17 protein-coding genes are annotated in these 19,074 nt (G+C 56.3%); 10 read left to right on the plus strand and 7 right to left on the minus strand.

Going from position 1 to position 19,074, the window contains the following annotated elements:
- The first annotated feature begins 183 nt into the window (after window positions 1–183).
- Complete coding sequence (locus tag HNQ99_RS12760) at window positions 184–1,824, plus strand: CTP synthase (protein ID WP_184476175.1); 1,641 nt, start codon at window positions 184–186, stop codon at window positions 1,822–1,824.
- Window positions 1,825–1,884: 60 nt separating this feature from the next.
- Window positions 1,885–2,562: a Crp/Fnr family transcriptional regulator gene (locus HNQ99_RS12765; RefSeq protein ID WP_184476178.1), complete on the plus strand. Its 678-nt coding sequence runs from the start codon at window positions 1,885–1,887 to the stop codon at window positions 2,560–2,562.
- A 65-nt stretch (window positions 2,563–2,627) separates the two neighbouring features.
- Here the strand turns inward: HNQ99_RS12765 and HNQ99_RS12770 are convergent, their stop codons facing one another.
- On the minus strand, window positions 2,628–3,089 hold the full coding sequence (locus HNQ99_RS12770; protein WP_184476181.1) for an Hsp20 family protein: 462 nt from the start codon (window positions 3,087–3,089) through the stop codon (window positions 2,628–2,630).
- Between the two features lie 465 nt (window positions 3,090–3,554).
- Between HNQ99_RS12770 and HNQ99_RS12775 the strand changes: the two genes are divergently transcribed.
- From HNQ99_RS12775 to mazG, 8 genes are all read left to right on the plus strand, one after another.
- Window positions 3,555–4,805, plus strand: a complete 1,251-nt coding sequence (locus tag HNQ99_RS12775; RefSeq protein ID WP_184476184.1) for a lipoprotein-releasing ABC transporter permease subunit — start codon at window positions 3,555–3,557, stop codon at window positions 4,803–4,805.
- Window positions 4,798–5,469 (plus strand): ABC transporter ATP-binding protein, encoded by a 672-nt coding sequence (locus HNQ99_RS12780; RefSeq protein WP_184476187.1) that lies wholly within the window; start codon window positions 4,798–4,800, stop codon window positions 5,467–5,469. The genes HNQ99_RS12775 and HNQ99_RS12780 overlap by 8 nt, the downstream gene beginning before the upstream one ends.
- 24 nt (window positions 5,470–5,493) lie before the next feature.
- Window positions 5,494–5,970, plus strand: a complete 477-nt coding sequence (locus HNQ99_RS12785; protein ID WP_184476190.1) for a glutathione peroxidase — start codon at window positions 5,494–5,496, stop codon at window positions 5,968–5,970.
- 84 nt (window positions 5,971–6,054) lie between these two features.
- Window positions 6,055–7,620: a methionine--tRNA ligase gene (metG, locus tag HNQ99_RS12790; RefSeq protein WP_184476193.1), complete on the plus strand. Its 1,566-nt coding sequence runs from the start codon at window positions 6,055–6,057 to the stop codon at window positions 7,618–7,620.
- 52 nt (window positions 7,621–7,672) lie between these two features.
- Window positions 7,673–8,464 (plus strand): TatD family hydrolase, encoded by a 792-nt coding sequence (locus HNQ99_RS12795; RefSeq protein WP_184476196.1) that lies wholly within the window; start codon window positions 7,673–7,675, stop codon window positions 8,462–8,464.
- Complete coding sequence (locus tag HNQ99_RS12800; protein WP_184476199.1) at window positions 8,461–9,228, plus strand: MBL fold metallo-hydrolase; 768 nt, start codon at window positions 8,461–8,463, stop codon at window positions 9,226–9,228. The genes HNQ99_RS12795 and HNQ99_RS12800 overlap by 4 nt, the downstream gene beginning before the upstream one ends.
- Entirely contained in the window at window positions 9,225–9,827 is a 603-nt protein-coding gene (locus HNQ99_RS12805; RefSeq protein ID WP_322790368.1) for a retropepsin-like aspartic protease family protein, read from the plus strand. The genes HNQ99_RS12800 and HNQ99_RS12805 overlap by 4 nt, the downstream gene beginning before the upstream one ends.
- Before the next feature lie 220 nt (window positions 9,828–10,047).
- Window positions 10,048–10,830: a nucleoside triphosphate pyrophosphohydrolase gene (mazG, locus tag HNQ99_RS12810; RefSeq protein WP_184476202.1), complete on the plus strand. Its 783-nt coding sequence runs from the start codon at window positions 10,048–10,050 to the stop codon at window positions 10,828–10,830.
- On the opposite strand, the gene hflX is transcribed toward mazG, so the two are convergent.
- The 6 genes from hflX to HNQ99_RS12840 all read right to left on the minus strand — a co-directional run bounded on the left by hflX (window position 10,803) and on the right by HNQ99_RS12840 (window position 19,071).
- Window positions 10,803–12,098 (minus strand): GTPase HflX, encoded by a 1,296-nt coding sequence (hflX, locus tag HNQ99_RS12815; RefSeq protein WP_184476205.1) that lies wholly within the window; start codon window positions 12,096–12,098, stop codon window positions 10,803–10,805. The two genes, mazG and hflX, sit on opposite strands and share 28 nt — an antisense overlap.
- Window positions 12,095–12,592 (minus strand): RNA chaperone Hfq, encoded by a 498-nt coding sequence (gene hfq / locus HNQ99_RS12820; protein ID WP_184476208.1) that lies wholly within the window; start codon window positions 12,590–12,592, stop codon window positions 12,095–12,097. Before hfq ends, hflX begins: the two co-directional genes overlap by 4 nt.
- 253 nt (window positions 12,593–12,845) lie before the next feature.
- Window positions 12,846–14,225 carry a nitrogen assimilation response regulator NtrX gene (ntrX, locus tag HNQ99_RS12825; RefSeq protein ID WP_184476212.1) on the minus strand — a complete coding sequence of 460 codons (1,380 nt, stop codon included), beginning with the start codon at window positions 14,223–14,225 and terminating at the stop codon, window positions 12,846–12,848.
- Entirely contained in the window at window positions 14,215–16,434 is a 2,220-nt protein-coding gene (locus tag HNQ99_RS12830; RefSeq protein ID WP_184476488.1) for a sensor histidine kinase, read from the minus strand. Before HNQ99_RS12830 ends, ntrX begins: the two co-directional genes overlap by 11 nt.
- A 110-nt stretch (window positions 16,435–16,544) precedes the next feature.
- Window positions 16,545–18,008, minus strand: a complete 1,464-nt coding sequence (gene ntrC / locus HNQ99_RS12835) for a nitrogen regulation protein NR(I) (RefSeq protein WP_184476215.1) — start codon at window positions 18,006–18,008, stop codon at window positions 16,545–16,547.
- Window positions 18,009–18,012: 4 nt separating this feature from the next.
- A complete protein-coding gene (locus tag HNQ99_RS12840) occupies window positions 18,013–19,071 on the minus strand; it encodes a two-component system sensor histidine kinase NtrB (RefSeq protein ID WP_184476218.1) in 1,059 nt (352 codons plus the stop codon).
- Between the last annotated feature and the right edge of the window lie 3 nt (window positions 19,072–19,074).

The raw sequence follows: 19,074 nt of genomic DNA on the forward strand, positions 1-19,074 counted from the left end.
TATTCCTTAACCTCCGGCTGACGCCGCGGCGAAAAGCTGGTTTTTGGGGCGTCGGCGAACTTCTTTCGCTCGTCTCACCGGTGCCGATCTTCGTTGGCAACCCCTATAGCTATCAAAAAATTCGTCGGCGCGAGATTCTCACGCTTGCTTGTTGTGACTATTAAAGGATAAGCCTTTTCTCCCATGGCGCGGTTCATTTTCATCACCGGCGGCGTGGTCTCCTCGCTTGGCAAAGGTCTTATGGCGGCAAGCCTTGCAGCATTGCTGCAGGCGCGGGGTTACCGTGTGCGTATTCGCAAGTTCGATCCCTATCTGAACGTGGATCCCGGCACCATGTCGCCATACCAGCATGGCGAAGTCTATGTCACCGACGACGGCGCCGAAACGGACCTGGACCTAGGGCATTATGAACGATTTACCGGCGTTTCGGCACGTCAATCGGACAATGTGACCGCCGGCCGCATTTACCAGACGATCATCACCCGCGAGCGACGCGGCGATTATCTGGGAGCGACGGTACAGGTCATCCCGCATGTGACCGACGCAATCAAGGCATTTGCCCAGGATCAGGTCGATGACCTGGATTTCGTGCTGTGCGAAATCGGCGGGACCGTGGGCGACATCGAAAGCCTTCCCTTCATTGAGGCGATACGGCAGCTTCGCAACGATATCGGTCGTGAAAATACTGTTTTCGTGCATGTTACGTTGGTCCCCTATATCAGCGCCGCAGGGGAACTGAAGACCAAGCCTACCCAACATAGCGTGCGTGAATTGACGTCATTGGGCATTCAGCCCGATATTCTTCTCTGCCGCTGCGAACATCCGTTGCCTGAGAGCGAACGCGCGAAGATTGCGCTATTCTGCAACGTCCGCAAAGAGGCGGTTATTCCTGCGCTGGACGCCTCCAGCATCTATGCCGTACCGCTGCAATATCATCAGGAAGGCCTGGACGGGGAAGTTCTGCGCGCCTTCGGAATCCTTGATGCACCGACGCCTGATATGGCGCAGTGGGCGGACATTATGGAACGGTGGCACAACCCCGAGGGGGAGGTCACCATTGGCGTCGTCGGCAAATATGTGGGCCTGCCCGATGCTTATAAATCACTACATGAGGCATTGGTGCATGGCGGCCTTGCCAACAGGGTGAAGGTCCAGGTCCGCTGGCTGGACGCCGAATTATTCGAAACCGAAGAAAATAAGGACTATGTCGTCGCTCAACTCGAGCCAATGCATGGAATCCTGGTTCCTGGAGGTTTTGGCGAGCGCGGCAGCGAAGGCAAGATCGCCAGCGTGCAGTTTGCCCGAGAGCGCAATGTTCCGTTCTTCGGCATCTGTCTTGGGATGCAGATGGCTTGCATCGAAGGAGCGCGGAATACGGCGGGCATTGCTGAGGCGTCGACGACAGAATTCGGTCCCACCGCCGAGCCTGTCGTCGGGCTCATCACCGAATGGATGAGCAAGGAAGGGCTGCAGAAGCGCGAAGCGGACGGCGATCTGGGCGGCACCATGCGATTGGGTGCTTATCCCGCAAAACTCGCAGGCAATAGTGTAGTCGCCTCGATTTACGACAGCGAAGATATAAGCGAACGGCACCGTCATCGCTATGAAGTGAATGCCCATTATCGCGAACCGCTGGAGAAGGGCGGGCTCATCTTTTCAGGCATGTCACCTGATGGAACGCTTCCAGAGATCGTCGAGCGCCCTGACCATCCCTGGTTTGTGGGCGTGCAGTTTCATCCGGAGTTGAAGTCCAAGCCCTTTGATCCGCATCCGCTCTTCGCAAGCTTCATAGCCGCCGCGCTAAAGCAAAGCCGTTTGGTTTAGTTGCGCGCGTCCGCGGCAATACTATTGGGCCGAATGGAAACTGAGCTATAGGCTTTGGCTATGGACGCTGAGCATCTTTTCGGAAAGCTGCCGGAACATAGCCTGCTTCAGGTTCTGACCGAAGCAGAGCTTTCGCAGCTTTTGGAGCGGGCGCGCTTGCATGACGCCGAAAAGGGCGACGTGCTGCTGAGGCAGGGAGATTCGGGCGATTCGCTCATCATCCTTCTGGAGGGGCAAGCGCGGGTGACTGTCTACAGTGCCAATGGCCGCGAAATTGTTCTGGAATATGTCGGCGCTGGGGCTGTGCTGGGCGAAATAGCGCTTCTGGACGGCGGGCGCCGGACGGCCAGCGTGATAGCAATGGAGCGGCTTCGCTATATCGCAATCGGACGTGCGGCCTTTGAAACTTTGCTGGCCGGCAATCACCAGATCGCGCTGCGCATCATGCGGGAACTGGCGCTTCGGCTGCGTATGGCCAACCAGACGATCGAAACAGATCGGGCCTATGCCGCGGGGCCCAGGCTTGCGCGTTTTATGCTGCGGCTGATGCGGGGGGAGGGGAAACCGGTCATTGCCTTCAGCCAAACCGAACTCAGCATGTTTGCAGGTATTTCGCGCGAAAACATCAATCGGCAGCTATCGCTTTGGTCGCAAGCTGGAGTGACGGCCGTAGAGCCGAGCGGCATCAGAATTATCGATCCTGGTACATTGGAGGAGATTGCCGCGTCGGTGGAGTAGGACCAATGCAAATCAGAAGGGGCTGCCTGCTCAGGCAGCCCCAGAATATTTGCTCTGATTTCCTATCAGGCAGCGTCGCGCTGATCCGTTATTCCGGCAGCTTCGCCAGTGGAAATCGAAATTTTCTTGGGCTTCATCGCCTCTGGAACTTCACGGACAAGATCGATGATGAGCAATCCATCGCGCAGCTTGGCGTCGTTAACCTGAACGAAATCAGCCAATTCAAAACGGCGTTCGAACCCGCGATTGGCAATGCCCATATAAAGGAAGCTAGCGCGATCCTGCTCTCCTTCCTCTTTCTTTCCGGTCACCTGCAGCATGTTCTGCTGGGCGACGATGTCGATATCATCCGATGCAAATCCGGCGACGGCTAAAGTGATACGATAGCGGTCTTCGCTCAGCCGTTCGATGTTGAACGGCGGATAATTATCCGCTTGTTGCCCCCTCGCGCTGTTTTCAAGCAGATCGAATAGCCGATCGAATCCAACCGTCGAGCGGCGATATGGGGTAAGGTCAAACTGTCTCATCTTCAAATCCTCTTCATGAGCAAAATGAAACTGCAGGCCCAAAAAAGGCGCCTGCTAACTCCGCCCGATCCCAAAATGGCTATCGGACGACGTTGAGATATTTTCAATTTGGAGGATTTCAAGTGGCCAGCAAAAGGCCAAATGGAAAAGCGCCCGGGCCATTTCGACCCGGGCGCTCCTGGACGATTGCTCGTCTCCCCCTTGGCACCGCGTCCGCGCGTTCATTAGCCCCCTCAAGCTTAGAACGGGACAGCGGCATCCCTGAACCACGGCCTTTAACCTGTGTTCTTGTTCCTTTGCTAAGCCGTGGCGCTTCCCCTGTCACCGGCAAATTGTACGTTACCGACATTTTGAAGTCAGGCTGTGTTCATTGTGCCACAGCCACTACCGCCGCACATATTCTTGCCTCTGCGGCCCGCTCTGCATAGAGCATTCATAACATAGAGAAAGACGATCCGCCGCAACATGATTCTATCCCGTTATGAATGGATGATCTCCAAACGCTATCTGCTTCCGGGCAAGGGCGAGGGGTTCATATTTTTGGTGGCCGGCATCAGCTTGGCGGCAGTAATGCTGGGCGTGGCTGCGCTTATCATCGTCATGAGCGTCATGAACGGCTTTCGCGCCGAGTTATTCGACAAGATTGTCGGGCTGAATGGCCATGCCGTGGTGCAGGGTTATGGCGGTCGCCTTCCCGACTGGCGGGACATATTGAAAGAGGCGAAAGTCACGCCCGGCGTCACGAGCGCGACCCCGCTGATCGAGCAACCCTTGCTCGCCAATTATAACGGCAGGGTGGAGGCGATCCTGGTGCGTGGGATGACCGTGCATGACATTCGCACCAATCCGACGCTTAGGCAGAAAGTGGTTGCCGGTCGATTGGTGGACGTGACAGCCGGAAGCGGCAAGGTTGCAATCGGCGCGCGCCTTGCCGAAAATCTGGGCGCTCAGGTCGGGAGCAGGATCAGCATCATCAATCCGGCGGGACGTGCGACGCCATTTGGCACTGTCCCACGTGAAATCTCCTATCAAATCGGCGCGATCTTTGAGGTTGGCGTCTATGATTATGACAAAGCCTTCGTGGTCATGCCGATGGAGGACGCGCAAACCCTGCTCTTGCTGGGCGATGTAGTAGGCATGATCGAGGTTGAAACCGTCGATGCAGATCGGGTCGGCGACATCCTCCAACCCCTGGCACAGAAGGTGGCGGGCAGGGCAGTGGTTACAGACTGGCGACAGATGAACGCGAGCCTGTTTGAAGCGCTGGCCGTTGAACGGGTCGCCATGTTCGTCGTGCTTTCCATCATCATCCTGGTCGCAGTGTTCAATATTCTCTCCTCTCTCATCATGCTGGTGCGGGCCAAAACCCGAGATATCGCGATATTGCGCACGATGGGGGCGACGCGGCACGGCTTGCTGAAGATATTTGTAACCGTAGGGGTCACGATCGGCGCGCTGGGCATGTGCGCGGGCGTCATTCTGGGTTTCACCTTTCTGTTTTTCCGGCAGAGCGTCGTAAACTTTGTGCAACTCGTGACGGGGCAGAATTTGTGGGACCCTTCGATACGATTCCTAACCGAGTTGCCAGCCAAGGCAGACCCGATCGAGATCACAATAATCTGCCTGATGGCGCTGGTTTTCAGCTTCCTTGCGACACTCTATCCGGCGTTCAAGGCCGCCAATACCGATCCGGTCCAGGTGCTCCGCTATGAGTGAGATTTTGAAGGTTCAGGATCTTCGCCGCAGCTTCACACAGGGCGAAGAGACGATCGAGGTGTTGCGGGGGGTTCATCTGTCGATCGTGCCGGGTGAGATCGTGGCCTTGCTCGGCCCTTCAGGGTCCGGCAAATCGACGCTGCTGCAGGCGGTAGGTTTGTTGGAGGGCGGATTCCAAGGCTCGATCGAAATTCAGGGGGAAGAGGCCGCGCGCTTGCCGAATGACGGCCGAACGCGCCTTCGTCGCGACGCGCTTGGGTTCGTCTATCAGTTTCACCATCTGCTGCCCGACTTCAATGCCGTAGAAAATGTCATTCTACCGCAGATGATCAGGGATGTGGAACCGGCTGCGGCGCGCGCCCGGGCCGAAAGTCTGTTGGGCTCGCTTGGCCTTGTCCATCGCCTTCACCATCGGCCCAGCCAATTGTCCGGCGGTGAGCAACAACGCGTCGCCGTCGCCAGGGCATTGGCCAATCGCCCTGCTTTGATCTTGGCGGATGAGCCTACCGGCAATCTGGACGAGCATACAGCGGACGTCGTCTTCGCCGAATTCCTGCGGTTGGTGCGAGAGGAAGGTTCAGCGGCTCTAGTGGCGACCCACAATGAGCGTTTGGCCCGAAAAATGGATCGTGTGTTGCGCTTGCATGAAGGGGTGCTTGAATAACGCCGTTTTCTTGAGGAATAGCCGATGGATGTGCATGCGTTTTCGGTAAATGCCGCAGATGGGGAAGTGGTGCCGCTTTCGCGCTATGCCGGTAAGGTTCTGCTGATCGTCAATGTCGCCAGCAAATGCGGATTTACACCGCAATATGCTGGGCTGGAGGCATTGTACCGGAAATATAAAAGTCGCGATTTTGAGGTTCTGGCCTTTCCCTGTAATCAATTCGGGGGTCAGGAGCCCGGAAACGCTAAGGAAATTGTCAGTTTCTGCAAGCTTACATATGACGTGACTTTTCCGTTGCTGGCCAAAATCGAGGTAAATGGTGAAGGGGCCGATCCGCTCTTCGCCTATATGAAGCAGGTGAAGCCGGGGGTGTTTGGCTCCAAGACGGTCAAATGGAACTTCACCAAGTTCCTGGTCGATCGTCAGGGCAAGGTGACGGCACGCTTCGCACCAACTACGAAACCCGAGTGGTTAGAGGGTAAAATCGAAAAGCTGCTGTGAAGGCCCGCATCCAAAATCTCCCCCTTCAAAAACATGACCCCGGCGTCTAGGAAGGCGAGCAAACTGCCTCGAAGAAGAGCGTGAATGTCCAAACCCTTCTATATTACCACTGCCATCGCTTATCCCAACGGCGCTCCTCATATTGGTCATGCCTATGAAGCGATCGCTACCGATGCGGTTGCACGTTTCCAGCGCTTGATGGGGCGTAAGGTGCGATTCCAAACGGGGACCGACGAGCATGGGTTGAAAATGGCTCAGACCGCTCGGGGCAAGGACATGGAGCCCCGCGCCCTTGCCGATGAAATGTCGGCCTATTTCAAAGAAATGGATGACACCCTCAACATCAGTTACGATCGCTTCATTCGGACGAGCGAACCCGCGCACCATCTTGCCAGCCAGGCGATCTGGAAAGCGATGGCGGACAATGGCGACCTTTACCTCGGCCGTTACGAGGGTTGGTACTCGGTCCGCGACGAAGCTTTTTACGATGAAAAGGAACTGGTCGACGGGGAGGGGGGCGCCCGTTTGTCGCCTCAGGGCACCCCAGTAGAATGGACCGTGGAAGAAAGCTGGTTCTTCAAACTTTCCAAATATCAGCAGCCATTGCTGGACCTGTATAACCGCCGGCCCGAATTCATTCAGCCCGACAGCCGGCGAAACGAAATCATGCGTTTTGTCGAAGGAGGACTGTCGGACCTCAGCATTTCCCGCACCAGCTTCGATTGGGGCGTGAAGGTGCCGGGCAGCGACGGCCACGTCATGTATGTGTGGGTCGACGCCCTCACCAATTATCTGACCGGGCTTGGATATCCTCAAGACACTGATGATTGGCAGACCTTCTGGAGCGAAGGGGGGGACATTTTCCATATCATCGGCAAAGATATCGTTCGATTTCATGCCGTTTATTGGCCAGCCTTTTTGATGAGTGCGAAGCTGCCGCTGCCGAAGCAGGTATTCGGTCATGGCTTCCTGCTCAACAGGGGCGAGAAAATGTCGAAGTCGGTCGGCAATGTGGCGGACCCGTTGGAACTGGCCGAGGATTTCGGCGTGGATCAGCTCCGCTATTTCCTGCTTAGCGAAGTGACGTTCGGTAATGATGGAAGCTATAGCCCGGAGGCCATTGTTCAAAAAGCCAATAGTGATTTGGCGAACAGCTTTGGCAATCTCGCTCAGCGCACACTGAGCTTCATTGCCAAAAACCTGGATGGACGTTTGCCGCAAGGTGAGCGCCAGGCGGAAGATGAAGAGTTGATGGCGCTGGTCACGCGCATGGTGAGTGTGGATTTTCCCGCCGCAATGGAGGAAATGGCCATTTCACAGGCAATTGAATCGTGGATGCGCGCTGTCTTTGCCTGCAACGCCTATATCGATGCGCAAGCTCCTTGGGCATTGCGCAAGACCGATCCTGCGCGGATGGAGGCGGTACTTGCCACGCTTTATGAAGCGATCGGCAATTTGGCGATGGCAATACAGCCCATTATCCCGGCAAGCGCGACGGCATTGCTGGACCAAATGGGCATTTCGCCAAGCCTGCGATGCTATGCGGCGGCACAGGACGCCGCCTGGTTCAAGGACCTGCTGAGCAGCGGTTTTACCCTTGCTCCGCCAAAGCCGCTTTTCCCTCGCCTTGAACTGCCGGCGCAATCCTGATTAGCAAACGGGCGGACGTGACTATGGCGGAAGAGCATCCTATATCCGTCTGATGCTGATCGATAGTCATTGCCATCTGAATTATAAGGGCTTGGTTGAAGACCAGGCTGCAGTGCTCAACCGCGCCAGAGAGGCTGGGGTGGGCACGATGCTGAATATATCTACCCGGGAAAATGAGTGGAACGCAGTGCTTGGCACGGCCGAGCGCAATGCCGATGTGTGGGCCACTATAGGCATTCATCCGCATGAGGCGGATGCTCATCCGGAGATGGACACCGCCAAGCTCGTAGAACGGGCGCAACATCCCAAAGTTGTGGGCATCGGGGAAACCGGTCTCGATTATTATTACGACCATAGCGATCGCGAACAGCAAAAGCGCAGTTTCCGCGCTCATATCGCGGCGGCCCGGGAAACCGGCCTGCCGCTGATCGTCCACACGCGGGACGCGGAAGACGACACTATCGAGATACTGACGGACGAAATGGGAAAGGGCCCGTATAAGGGCGTGATACACTGCTTTACTGCCAGCGGCGGTTTCGCCGACAAGGCGATGGCGTTGGGTCTCTATATCAGCATTTCCGGCATCGTTACTTTCAAGAACGCCAAAGATTTGCAGGAAACCGCGGCCCGCCTGCCAAAAGACAGACTGCTTATAGAGACGGACTCACCATTTTTAGCGCCCGTCCCGCATCGAGGGCGGACTTGCGAACCGGCATATGTCGCTGATACGGCGCGCTTCCTGGCTGCGCTTCGGGGCGAGGATGTGGCGGAGCTACAGAATTATACGAGCCGTAATTTTACCGTCTTGTTCGATAAGGTATCCGTTAACGAGGCGATGGCGTGAAGCTTACCATATTAGGTTGCGGCACGTCCTCTGGCGTCCCTCGCATTGGCAATGAATGGGGCGCTTGCGATCCGAAAGATCCTCGGAATCGCAGGACGAGGGTTTCGATCCTGGTAGAAACCGCTGAAACTCGCATTTTGGTAGATACTTCTCCTGATTTGCGGGAGCAGTTGCTGGCAGCTGACATTGCCGATGTGGACGCAATTTTGTGGACGCACGACCATGCCGACCACTGCCATGGGATCGATGATGTCAGGCAAATCTTTCATTATCGCGGTTCACCCGTACCCGCCTATGCGCGGCGACAAACATTGGAGCATCTCCGCCGCCGCTTCGAATATGTTTTCGAAGGAAGATCCGGCTATCCTCCGATCATTGCGGGTCATATATTGCCGAACGAATTAAGGATCGGCGACATCCTCATTCGAAGTGTGGATCAACCGCACGGTGATATTTATTCGACCGGATTTCGCTTCGAAAATGGTATATCTTCAATATCTTATTCGACGGACTTTCATGAATTCACCAGCGATATGCATGCGCTTTTTTCCGGCACCGACATTTGGGTGGTGGATGCGCTGCGGGAGCGGCCGCATCCCACCCATACGCATTTGGCGCTGACCCTGGGCGCGATAGCCACCGTTCAGCCAAAGCAAGCAGTCTTGACGCATATGGACCAGAGCATGGATTATTCGCGGTTATGCGAGACGCTGCCGAAGGGGGTGGTCCCCGGCTTTGATGGCTTGACCGTGGAGCTCATGTGACGGGAGCACAGTCTGCGGAACTGATTTGGCTGATCCTTGCCATCATATTGGTGGGCAGCGCCTTGATATCCAGGCGCTGGTCGCTGACGGGCGCGCTCAGCATGGCGCTGTGGTGGGTGGCGATATTCGTAATTGCACTCGCGCTATTCAGCTACCGAACGGAATTGGGATTCGTTGCGGATCGCGTCAAATCGGAAATATCTGGAGAGGCGCAGCAACGCATCGTCGGATCGACATTGCGGATTAACAAATCGATCGACGGTCATTTTTGGGTCCAGGCAATGGTCAACGGTCATAAAATGCGATTTTTGGTCGACAGTGGCGCCAGCATCACGGCTGTTTCTGAAAGCGCGGCGACGGCTGTCGGGTTAAATGTCGACCAACACGGCTTTCCAATGATTTTGACCACCGCAAATGGAGCGATCGAGGCTCGTCGTTCAAATATCGCAACGCTTGAGATCGGACCTTTGAAGGCCAGCGATCTCGCAATCGTTGTGTCGCCGGCGTTTGGCGATGTGAACGTGCTGGGCATGAATTTTCTATCGCAACTAAGAAGTTGGCGGGTGGAAGGTGATGAGATGATTTTGGAGCCTGCCTGAACGCCCCTCTCCGGCTAATGGCAGTCGATTTAACATAATATATATTATCGAACTAACTAGTGTAAGCGCCATTCGGAGAAGCGCCGGGCAACTTCCCAAACTTGATGACTCCGCGCTCCGGGAGTCTCATTTCAAATGTGCGAGGAAGAATCCCTTGCCAAAAGCGCTGTACCAGGCGCGATTGATATTTATGATTCCCGCTGCCAGCAGAAAGTAGTTCATGACGGAAAGCGACGCTCCAGACATCACCTTGCTCACTGATATCATGGCCCGATTGCGCCATCCACAGTTGGGCTGCGCTTGGGATTTGAAGCAGGATTTCGCGACAATCGCTCCCTATACGATCGAAGAAGCCTATGAAGTCGCGGACGCCATCGCCAGGAACGACATGGAGGCCCTTTCAGACGAACTGGGCGACCTTCTGCTTCAGGTCGTTTTCCACAGCCGCATGGCTGAAGAATGCGGTTATTTTTCCCTTCAGACCGTTATCTTGGGTATTTGCGACAAGATGACGCGCCGCCATCCCCATATTTTCGGCGAGGAGGATGGCGAGTTTCCGGGCTGGGAAAATATCAAAGCGGCAGAGCGGCAGAATCTTGCGGACAAAAGCGCCATGGCTGGAGTGGCGGTCGCCCTGCCCGCGCTCCTTCGAGCAGAGAAATTGCAAAAGCGTGCTGCAAGAGTTGGCTTCGATTGGCCCGACACTCAGGGCGTCATGGAAAAGATAAATGAGGAAATTGAAGAAGTTGTTTCAGCCTCCTCTCAGGCTGAGAAAGAAGAGGAAGTGGGTGATTTGCTCTTCGCGGTAGTGAACCTCGCCCGCCATTTGAAGGTGGATGCCGAACAGGCCCTTCGTGCGGCTAATGTGAAGTTCGAGCAGCGTTTCCGCTTGATGGAAGAAATCGCGGGACCCGAATTTCCGGAACTTTCTTTGGCGGAGCAGGAGTCCTGTTGGCAGCGTGCCAAGGCAAAGGCTCAGTCGCGGGACAGGAACCGCGCATAATCCGCATCGGATATGCGAACGCTGATATACACGGCATCGCCCTCATGTTTGGCGTCCAGCACTTCCCCATTGGCGTGAAGCCAGGCCAGCGCTGCGCCATCGCTTCCGGACAAGGTAAGTTCCCTCAGACGACTGCCCGTTGTCAGCTTGGCGCCTATCGAGCGCGTGAAGTCATCCACGCCGGTACCATCCAAAGCTGAAATCAGAACAACATCGTCTCTTCGGGCGGCGATCTCCCGTGCATATGTCGCTTCGTCAGCACCAAGGAGGTCGACCTTGTTCCAAACTTCAATAACAGGCGAAAAACCCTCCCCCGCTAGCCCGAGTTCATCAAGAACATTGAGCACATCGTCGCGTTGAGCGTCCGTATCCGGATGAGAAATGTCGCGCACGTGTACGATCAGGTCCGCCGACACGACCTCTTCCAGCGTAGCGCGGAATGCCGCGATCAGTTGCGTAGGCAAATCTGACACAAAGCCCACGGTGTCGGACAGGATCGCCTTGTCCAAGCCCGGCAGCGAAATCTGGCGCATTGTGGGATCCAGAGTCGCGAAAAGCAGATCTTCCGCCATGACGTTAGCGCCGGTCAAGCGATTGAATAAGGTAGACTTTCCGGCATTTGTGTAGCCCACCAGCGCAATGATTGGCCAAGGCGCCCGTTTCCGTCGCTCCCGATGCAGCCCCCGTGTGCGGCTGACCTGATCAAGTTCCCGACGCAATTTTGCCATGCGGTCACGGATCATGCGCCGGTCGGCCTCGATCTGCGTCTCGCCCGGGCCGCCGAGGAAGCCAAAACCGCCCCGCTGCCTTTCCAGGTGAGTCCAACTCCGGACCAGGCGACCGGCCTGATAATCTAGATGAGCTAGTTCTACCTGTAGGCGTCCCTCCGCCGTGGCGGCCCTCTCACCAAAGATTTCCAGGATCAGGCCGGTGCGATCTATTACCTTAGCCTCGGTGGCCTTTTCGAGATTGCTTTGCTGCACTGGTGTCAAACTATTGTCGACGATGACGAGTTCGGCTTCGTTTTCTTCGACAAGGTTATGGATTTGCTCCACTTGTCCGCTGCCGAAGAGCGTGGAAGGCCGGGGGTTGCGAAGGCGAAAGGCTTGGCTGGCCTGCACGTCGATGCCGATGGCCGCAGCCAGCCCCGCAGCCTCCTCTATGCGAGCGTCGACATCACGCCCGCCACGCATCTGATCACCATGGACAATGATGGCGCGGGTGCCGCGGGTTACCCCGTCATCCGCCTCACGATCGAAAACGCTCAATCGTCGTCCACATCCCCGTCTTCACCCTCGACCGTAAGATCGAGTGGATGGGCGGGCTGCACGGTGGAAATGGCATGCTTGTAGACAAGTTGAGCCATGCCGTCGCGTTCCAGCAGCATGCAGAACAGGTCATAGGCGGCGATTTCGCCCTGAAGCATGACGCCATTCACCAGGAACATGGTTACCGAGTGGCCCGACTTTCTCACCGCATTCAGAAAAATCTCCTGAAGCAGACGAGGTTTGCGATGATTATCCTCAAACGTCTTGCGAATTTCGCCCAAGTCCATGGGCTGTGCCGGCATGACCGTGGAAATCGCATGCTTGTATACAAGCTGGGACTGGCCATCGCGCCGCAGGAGGACCGAGAAATTATCGAACCAGGTAATGATGCCCTGAAGCTTAACACCTTTGACCAGGAACATCGTGACGGGGGTTTTGGACTTACGAAGGGAATTCAGGAAGATGTCCTGAAGATTATTTACTTTCTCGGCCATATATATAGCTCCGTTATTGGCGAGTCATGGCTCGCGTCGCGCCGTTGCATGGCGTCTGCCGTCCCCGCGCATCGGGAGATCTGTCCATAGGCATAACTCGATTCGCGGCGCAGGTCTATTGTGCAGGTGCGATAATTATGGATTGAAATGGTTCCACTACTCATTTCAGGTTCGAATCAGTCAAGCAAAACCCTAGGATGCTGGGCATCAGGCGACAAAATCAAAAAGTCACTCCACCTTCGCGATAGCACAATTATTCATCTTCGCCTTTGTTGTCACTGATACCCAGCAGCTTCAATTTCCGGTGGAGAGCCGATCGCTCCATGCCTATAAAAGTGGCGGTGCGGGAAATATTTCCTGAAAAGCGCTTTATCTGGATTTTCAAATATTCGCGTTCGAAACTTTCACGCGCCTCACGCAGTGGGGCACCCATGATCGCGGTTTGGCTGACGCCATCATGAGAGCCACGGCCAGTGATCTCCGGCGGCAACAGGTCTAGATCGATGCGGCCGATGCGGTCGCCGGGCGCCAGGATCATCGTTCGTTCAATAACGTTCCGAAGTTGCCGCACATTTCCTGGCCACTCATATGCCTGGAGGGCGGCCATGGCGTCAGTGGCTATGTCTGGTCCACGCACGCGGCGTTCCGCAGCATAGCGGGCGAGATAATGTTCGACCAATGCAGGAATATCGTCCCGCCGCTCGCTGAGCGGTGGAATACCGACGGGAACGACATTGAGGCGATAGAAGAGATCTTCCCGAAAGCGCTTTTGCTCTATTTCGACGGCAAGCTGCCGGGCTGTAGACGATATGACGCGCACATCGACCTTCACGAGACGCTGACCGCCCACGCGCGTAAAACTTTGATCCGTCAGCACGCGCAGGATCTTGCCCTGCGCAGTGATCGGCATATCGGCGATCTCATCGAGATAGAGAGTGCCCCCGTGGGATTGTTCGAGAAGCCCCGGCCGCACCAAGCCGTTACTGTCCTCAATGCCGAACAGTTCCTCTTCCACCCTGTCCGGCGTCATTCGCGCGGCGGCGACGATGATGAACGGGGCTTCGGCTCTGCCGCTCCAGGCGTGCAGCATCCGGGCGGCCACCTCCTTGCCCACACCGGCCGGACCGGAAATGAGTACGCGGCTGCCCGTACCAGCCACGCGCTTCAATGTGGCGCGCACTGAATTGATGGCGCTGCTGTTGCCGGTCAGCTCATCGCCCTGCCCCACCCTGGCTCGCAGCGCTTCATTCTCGCGGCGCAGCCGGTCGGTTTCCGTGGCGCGGGATACCAGGTGAAGCAGCTTGTCGGCTTCAAATGGCTTTTCAATGAAATCGACCGCGCCCTTGCGGATCGCCGCTACCGCTGTGTCTATGTTGCCGTGGCCGGATATGACCAGCACCGGGAGCGAAGGATCGCGGTTCTTGATTTGATCGAGCAGGTCAAGACCGTCGAGCCTGGATCCTTGCAGCCAGACGTCCAATAATACGAGTGAAGGGCGGCGTTCATCGATCGCGTTGAGAGCAGCGTCACTATCGGCTGCGGTTCGCGCCTGATACCCCTCATCCTCGAGCACTCCGGAAACGAGCTCGCGAATGTCTTCTTCGTCATCGACAATCAGGATATCAAGCGCCATCTGTGGTCATTACCTTATCTTCAGTCTTGCCGTCCGTGCTGCCTTCAAGCCGGTCGAGCATTTGCGGGTCGAGGATGATGCGGACGCACGTGCCGCCGTCGGGAGCGTCGTCCAACTGGATCGTTCCCAGATGTTCCTCAATGATCTTCTTGACAATGGCCAGGCCGAGTCCAGTGCCTTTCTGGCGCGTGGTCATATAGGGTTCCAAAATGCGATCGCGTTCGGGAGGGAGGCCGATGCCATTGTCCTGGACCTCTATGAGAACTTGTCCATCCTCGCACTTGGAGAGGCGCATGACAATGGCATTGAAACCCGATCTTTCCTGTTTTTGTTCAATTGCTTCTACAGCATTTTTAACGACATTTGTCAGCGCTTGCCCGATCTGGCGGCGATCGCACACAATATCGATTGGGCCCGCTTCATTATCGAATGCGAAGGCAATGTCGGGATGAGCCACTTCATGCAGGAAAAGCGAATGGCGGGCTATATCGGCAAGGGCCTCCCGTCGAAATACCGGCTTAGGCATGCGAGCAAAGGAGGAAAATTCATCGACGATGCGGCGCAGGTCACCCACTTGGCGCACGATTGTGCCCGTTAAACGCTTGAAGGTAGGCTGATCACTGGTCACCTCCTCTGCATAGCGACGCTGAAGACGCTCGGCGGCAAGCTGGATCGGTGTCAGCGGGTTCTTGATCTCATGAGCGATCCTCCGCGCCACGTCGGACCATGCGGCGCGGCGCTGGTCGGAAAGCTGCTGCGTGATGTCATCGAAGGTGAGGACGTGACCGGATGCGTCCTTCACAACCTTGACGGCAAGCGTTCGGAGTTCCCCAAGCACCTTGACCTGAACAATGGCGGCGCTTTCATCCGATTCCAGCAGTTCTGCGAGTTCCACGGAAAGCGTCGAAAGCGGCTGTCCCACAATGGCCGTATCGTCATTTTGCAATATCGCCTTGGCCGAGCTGTTGAGCAACTGAATGGCGCCGCTCTGATCGACCGAAAGCACGCCCGCCGTCACACCTGAAAGAACGGCCTCAATGAAGGCGCGGCGGTTGTCGAGCTGGCTGTTGGCATTGACGAGAGCTCGCGTCTGGGCTTCCAGCCTTTGCGTCATCCGATTGAAGGCGCTGGCGAGCGTGCCGACTTCGTCCCGGGTGTGAGGACCAGGCACACGTGCCGAAAGATCGCCAGCGGTAATCTTTCGAGCGGTGTCGACCAGTTCCGCCACCGGCCGGACCAGACGGTCGGCGACAGCAAGGGCAATCCAGACCGCAATGCCGACCAGCAGCAAGGATCCCACAAACAGGGCGGCGTTGAATTGCAGCTGAAGCGCGCGGGAGCGCTGCGTGAAGTCATCATAATCGGCGAGCACCGCCCTCGCCCGTTCCATCTGGCTGAACGCCGGAACATCAGAATCCCGCGAGGCATAGAGATAGATACGAGCTTTTGGGTCAAGCAGCGTCGCTGCCTCGATCCGGTCAGCCCGCGCCTTCACTACCACGTTCTCGCCTTTGTTCAGGCGCTCTACCACATCGGGCGTGATGCGATTTTCAGCCGCTCGATTGTCCGGATCGACCATGGCGGCGGTTCGGGCCACACCGTCAGTTCCGATCTGGATGATCGCGGATTCGTTCAATTTTCGAGTCACGACCTGAAAGATATAACCTTCGGCGAACTCGGGGCTGCTGACCGATGCCTGCGACAGATAATCGCGGAGGTCCCCAGCCATGGTTGCGGTTTCGTCCCCGACTTCCTTCTTATTCTGTTCATAATAGCCCCGTGCGAGGCCGCTGGCGTTCTGAAGCATGGTACGGGCATTGTCGGAAAACCAGAATTGGACGCCATATTGGAAGAGCAGCGATGCAAAGATGACGACCAGCAGCATGGGCACGCTGGCGATAATGGAGAAGATCGCCACCAAGCGCACATGCAGTTGCCCGTCGCCGCCGATCAACGAATGGGCCGCCCGCTTTTTCGCCACGCGCCGTCCAAGCAGAACGAGTAGAGCGATGGCTGGAACCAGATTGGCAACCAGCAACAAGGCGACCAAGGGCGGGGTCAGCAGTCTGTCCGGCTGATCCTGTCCTGAAATGATGAAATAGGTAATGATAACGATGGCGAGAAATATCAGAAGAGTGCCGATTTCCACGAAACTTGCCAGGCGTGGATTGCCGCGGATTAGCGCCCACCTCATACGCCATGACGTCATTTCTTCGTCATGCTGAATATCCGCCAAGCCGTCCATCGTTGCAGGGATACAACAATGGCGTTGCCATTAAAACACAGTTTTTAGGATAGCATCGCAGAAAATCGGATTAATCAATCGCCTCGACGAAGACCGGCGGGGTCAAGTCCATAACCGGTAAGCTTTTTCCGCAAAGTGTTGCGGTTGATACCCAATATTTGTGCTGCCTTGATCTGATTTCCATCCAGGCTGAGCAGCGCCTCTTTTAATAACACGGGTTCGACCACGGACAAGAGCGCTTCGTGGAGAATGTCGTCCTCAACGGAATTGACCGAGCCCGTTCCTCCAACCGAGAGATTTTCCCTGGTCCAGTTGCGAACCGCGCTCCGCAGCTGTTCTACAGCTTCGCCATAATGTTCCTGAGACATTGGCGAGGCGGGAAGTATCTGCCGGATAACGCCCGCGTTAATCACATCCTCGCGGCTCAGGACGGATAATCGCTGCATAAGGTTTTGCAACTCGCGCACATTCCCAGGCCAACTATATTGCGAAAGGAGCCGGGCGGCATCTTCCGCAAGGGCCTTACGCGGCAGGCCGTCATTTGCGGCCAGCTCCAGAAAATGCCGCGCGAGGAGCGGCACATCATCCCTTCGTTCCCGCAGAGCGGGCAAATGGATCGGCACGACATTCAGGCGATAATAGAGATCTTCGCGAAATTTATTGTTGGCGATCAGGGCCGACAGGTCTTTGTTGGTGGCGGCGATGATCCGCACATCGACGCGAATGGAACTGGCACCGCCCACCGTGGTAAACTTGCCAGATTGCAGGACGCGCAGCAGCCGCGTTTGAGCTTCCATCGGCATGTCGCCAATTTCATCAAGGAACAGCGTTCCGCCCTGCGCCTGTTCGAACTTCCCAGCCGTACGGGCCTGCGCGCCGGTAAAAGCGCCCTTTTCGTGGCCAAATAGTTCGGATTCGATCAGCTCCCGCGGGATCGCCGCCATGTTGATCGCCACGAACGGCTTAGCCCTTCGCCTGCCAAGATTATGAATTGCTTCTGCTACAAGTTCTTTTCCTGTGCCGGACTCGCCCAAGACAAGGATGGTGAGATCGTTGGAGATCACTCGGGCAATCGTCCGGTACACCTCCTGCATGGCCGCGGAGCGCCCCACGAGCGGTAAGCCGTCATTTTCGTCTGCCGCCGGTTCCTCCCCGTCCCTGCCTTGCCGTTTCTGCGATAGGGCATCGCTGACCGCGCGGCTAAGCTCGTTAAGGTCGAATGGTTTGGGCAGATATTCGAAAGCGCCTTTTTCGGTGGCCCGGACGGCGGTGTTGAGCGTGTTTTGGGCCGACAAGATGATAACCCTGATACCAGGGTCCCATTTGATGATATTGGCGACATCATCGAGGCCGTCGCCATCTGGCAGCTTGACGTCAGTAATCAATATATCGGGCGCAAAGCTGCGCAGCAGTTGCGCGCGTTCGCTTATCGTGGCGGCGGTCTTCACCTTGTGACCGCCGCGCCTAAGCGCCTCCCCTACGACCATGCAGATCGCCTGATCGTCGTCTACGACCAATACGCGTCCTTTGTGGTTCATGCGCCTATCCCAATGCCATTGGCAGCAATATGCGAAATATACTGCGCCGATTGTCCTGGTCACGCGAATATTGGACAAGGCCATTCATGTCGCGAACCAGCTTGTCCACCAACGCAAGGCCCAGCCCCTGCCCGTCCCTTTTCGTAGAGATGAAGGGGTTGAACAGATGTTCTCTGATATGATCGGGGACGCCAGGCCCATTATCCGAAATCTGTATTTCGATCGGCAGCGAAGCATTGCCCCTCCCCTCTACCATCACGGATACGCCGTGGCGATAGGCGGTCGCAATTCGCACCTCTCCTTTCGTCATATTATCAAGAGCTTCTGCGGCATTTTTGATAAGGTTCAATATGACCTGCACGAAAGCATCGCCATTGACGAGGGCGAAAGGCAACGAGGGGTCATATTGCCGCACAAGCTTGACATCGCGGGCGAAACCAGCCGCCGCTAATTCCACGGCACGGTCCAGCAACGGATAGATATTTTCGTTCGTGCATTCCAACGGTTGCTCCGTGGTGAAATCCTGCATCCTGTCAATCAGCGCAGCAATTCGATCCACTTCATTGCAGATGAGTTGGGTCAATGAACTGTCGCCCGCACTACCCTCCAGCAGCTGAGCCGCCCCGCGGATGCCTGATAGCGGATTTTTGATTTCGTGTGCCAGGATTGCCGCTGCACCCATGGCGGAACGTGTGCCCCCGGTGGCTCGGCGATGCGCGATCTTCTGGGCCTGACTATGCGCGTGGATGGCAACCACCCGCCATCCCTCCTGATCGGCAATGGGCGAGATCATAAGATCCACTTCCATGGCTGGCGTCCTGCCACAATGAACGCGGATGTCATAGGCGGAAAGCGGCTTGTCCGTATTGAAGAAATCCATTCGTGCCGTCCTATCGGCAATACGGATTGTCCGGCCAACATCGCTGCCGATAATGGCTGATCTCGCCATATTGAACAGACTTTCGGCGCGGACGTTAGCGTTCACGATTATGTTGTCGGGACAGACCACAAGCGCCGCCACCGGCAGAGCAATGAATATGTCGGCAAGGCCGGGCGGGTCCATATT

This window comes from Rhizorhapis suberifaciens (assembly GCF_014200045.1).
Taxonomy (GTDB): domain Bacteria; phylum Pseudomonadota; class Alphaproteobacteria; order Sphingomonadales; family Sphingomonadaceae; genus Rhizorhapis; species Rhizorhapis suberifaciens.

Coding starts and splice junctions, on each gene's coding strand:
- HNQ99_RS12760 (WP_184476175.1), top strand. CDS start 184: ATGGCGCGGTTCATTTTCATCACCGGCGGCGTGGTCTCCTCGCTTGGC.
- HNQ99_RS12765 (WP_184476178.1), top strand. CDS start 1,885: ATGGACGCTGAGCATCTTTTCGGAAAGCTGCCGGAACATAGCCTGCTT.
- HNQ99_RS12770 (WP_184476181.1), bottom strand. CDS start 3,089: ATGAGACAGTTTGACCTTACCCCATATCGCCGCTCGACGGTTGGATTC.
- HNQ99_RS12775 (WP_184476184.1), top strand. CDS start 3,555: ATGATTCTATCCCGTTATGAATGGATGATCTCCAAACGCTATCTGCTT.
- HNQ99_RS12780 (WP_184476187.1), top strand. CDS start 4,798: ATGAGTGAGATTTTGAAGGTTCAGGATCTTCGCCGCAGCTTCACACAG.
- HNQ99_RS12785 (WP_184476190.1), top strand. CDS start 5,494: ATGGATGTGCATGCGTTTTCGGTAAATGCCGCAGATGGGGAAGTGGTG.
- metG (WP_184476193.1), top strand. CDS start 6,055: ATGTCCAAACCCTTCTATATTACCACTGCCATCGCTTATCCCAACGGC.
- HNQ99_RS12795 (WP_184476196.1), top strand. CDS start 7,673: ATGCTGATCGATAGTCATTGCCATCTGAATTATAAGGGCTTGGTTGAA.
- mazG (WP_184476202.1), top strand. CDS start 10,048: ATGACGGAAAGCGACGCTCCAGACATCACCTTGCTCACTGATATCATG.
- hfq (WP_184476208.1), bottom strand. CDS start 12,592: ATGGCCGAGAAAGTAAATAATCTTCAGGACATCTTCCTGAATTCCCTT.
- ntrX (WP_184476212.1), bottom strand. CDS start 14,225: ATGGCGCTTGATATCCTGATTGTCGATGACGAAGAAGACATTCGCGAG.
- HNQ99_RS12830 (WP_184476488.1), bottom strand. CDS start 16,434: ATGACGTCATGGCGTATGAGGTGGGCGCTAATCCGCGGCAATCCACGC.
- ntrC (WP_184476215.1), bottom strand. CDS start 18,008: ATGAACCACAAAGGACGCGTATTGGTCGTAGACGACGATCAGGCGATC.
- HNQ99_RS12840 (WP_184476218.1), bottom strand. CDS start 19,071: ATGGACCCGCCCGGCCTTGCCGACATATTCATTGCTCTGCCGGTGGCG.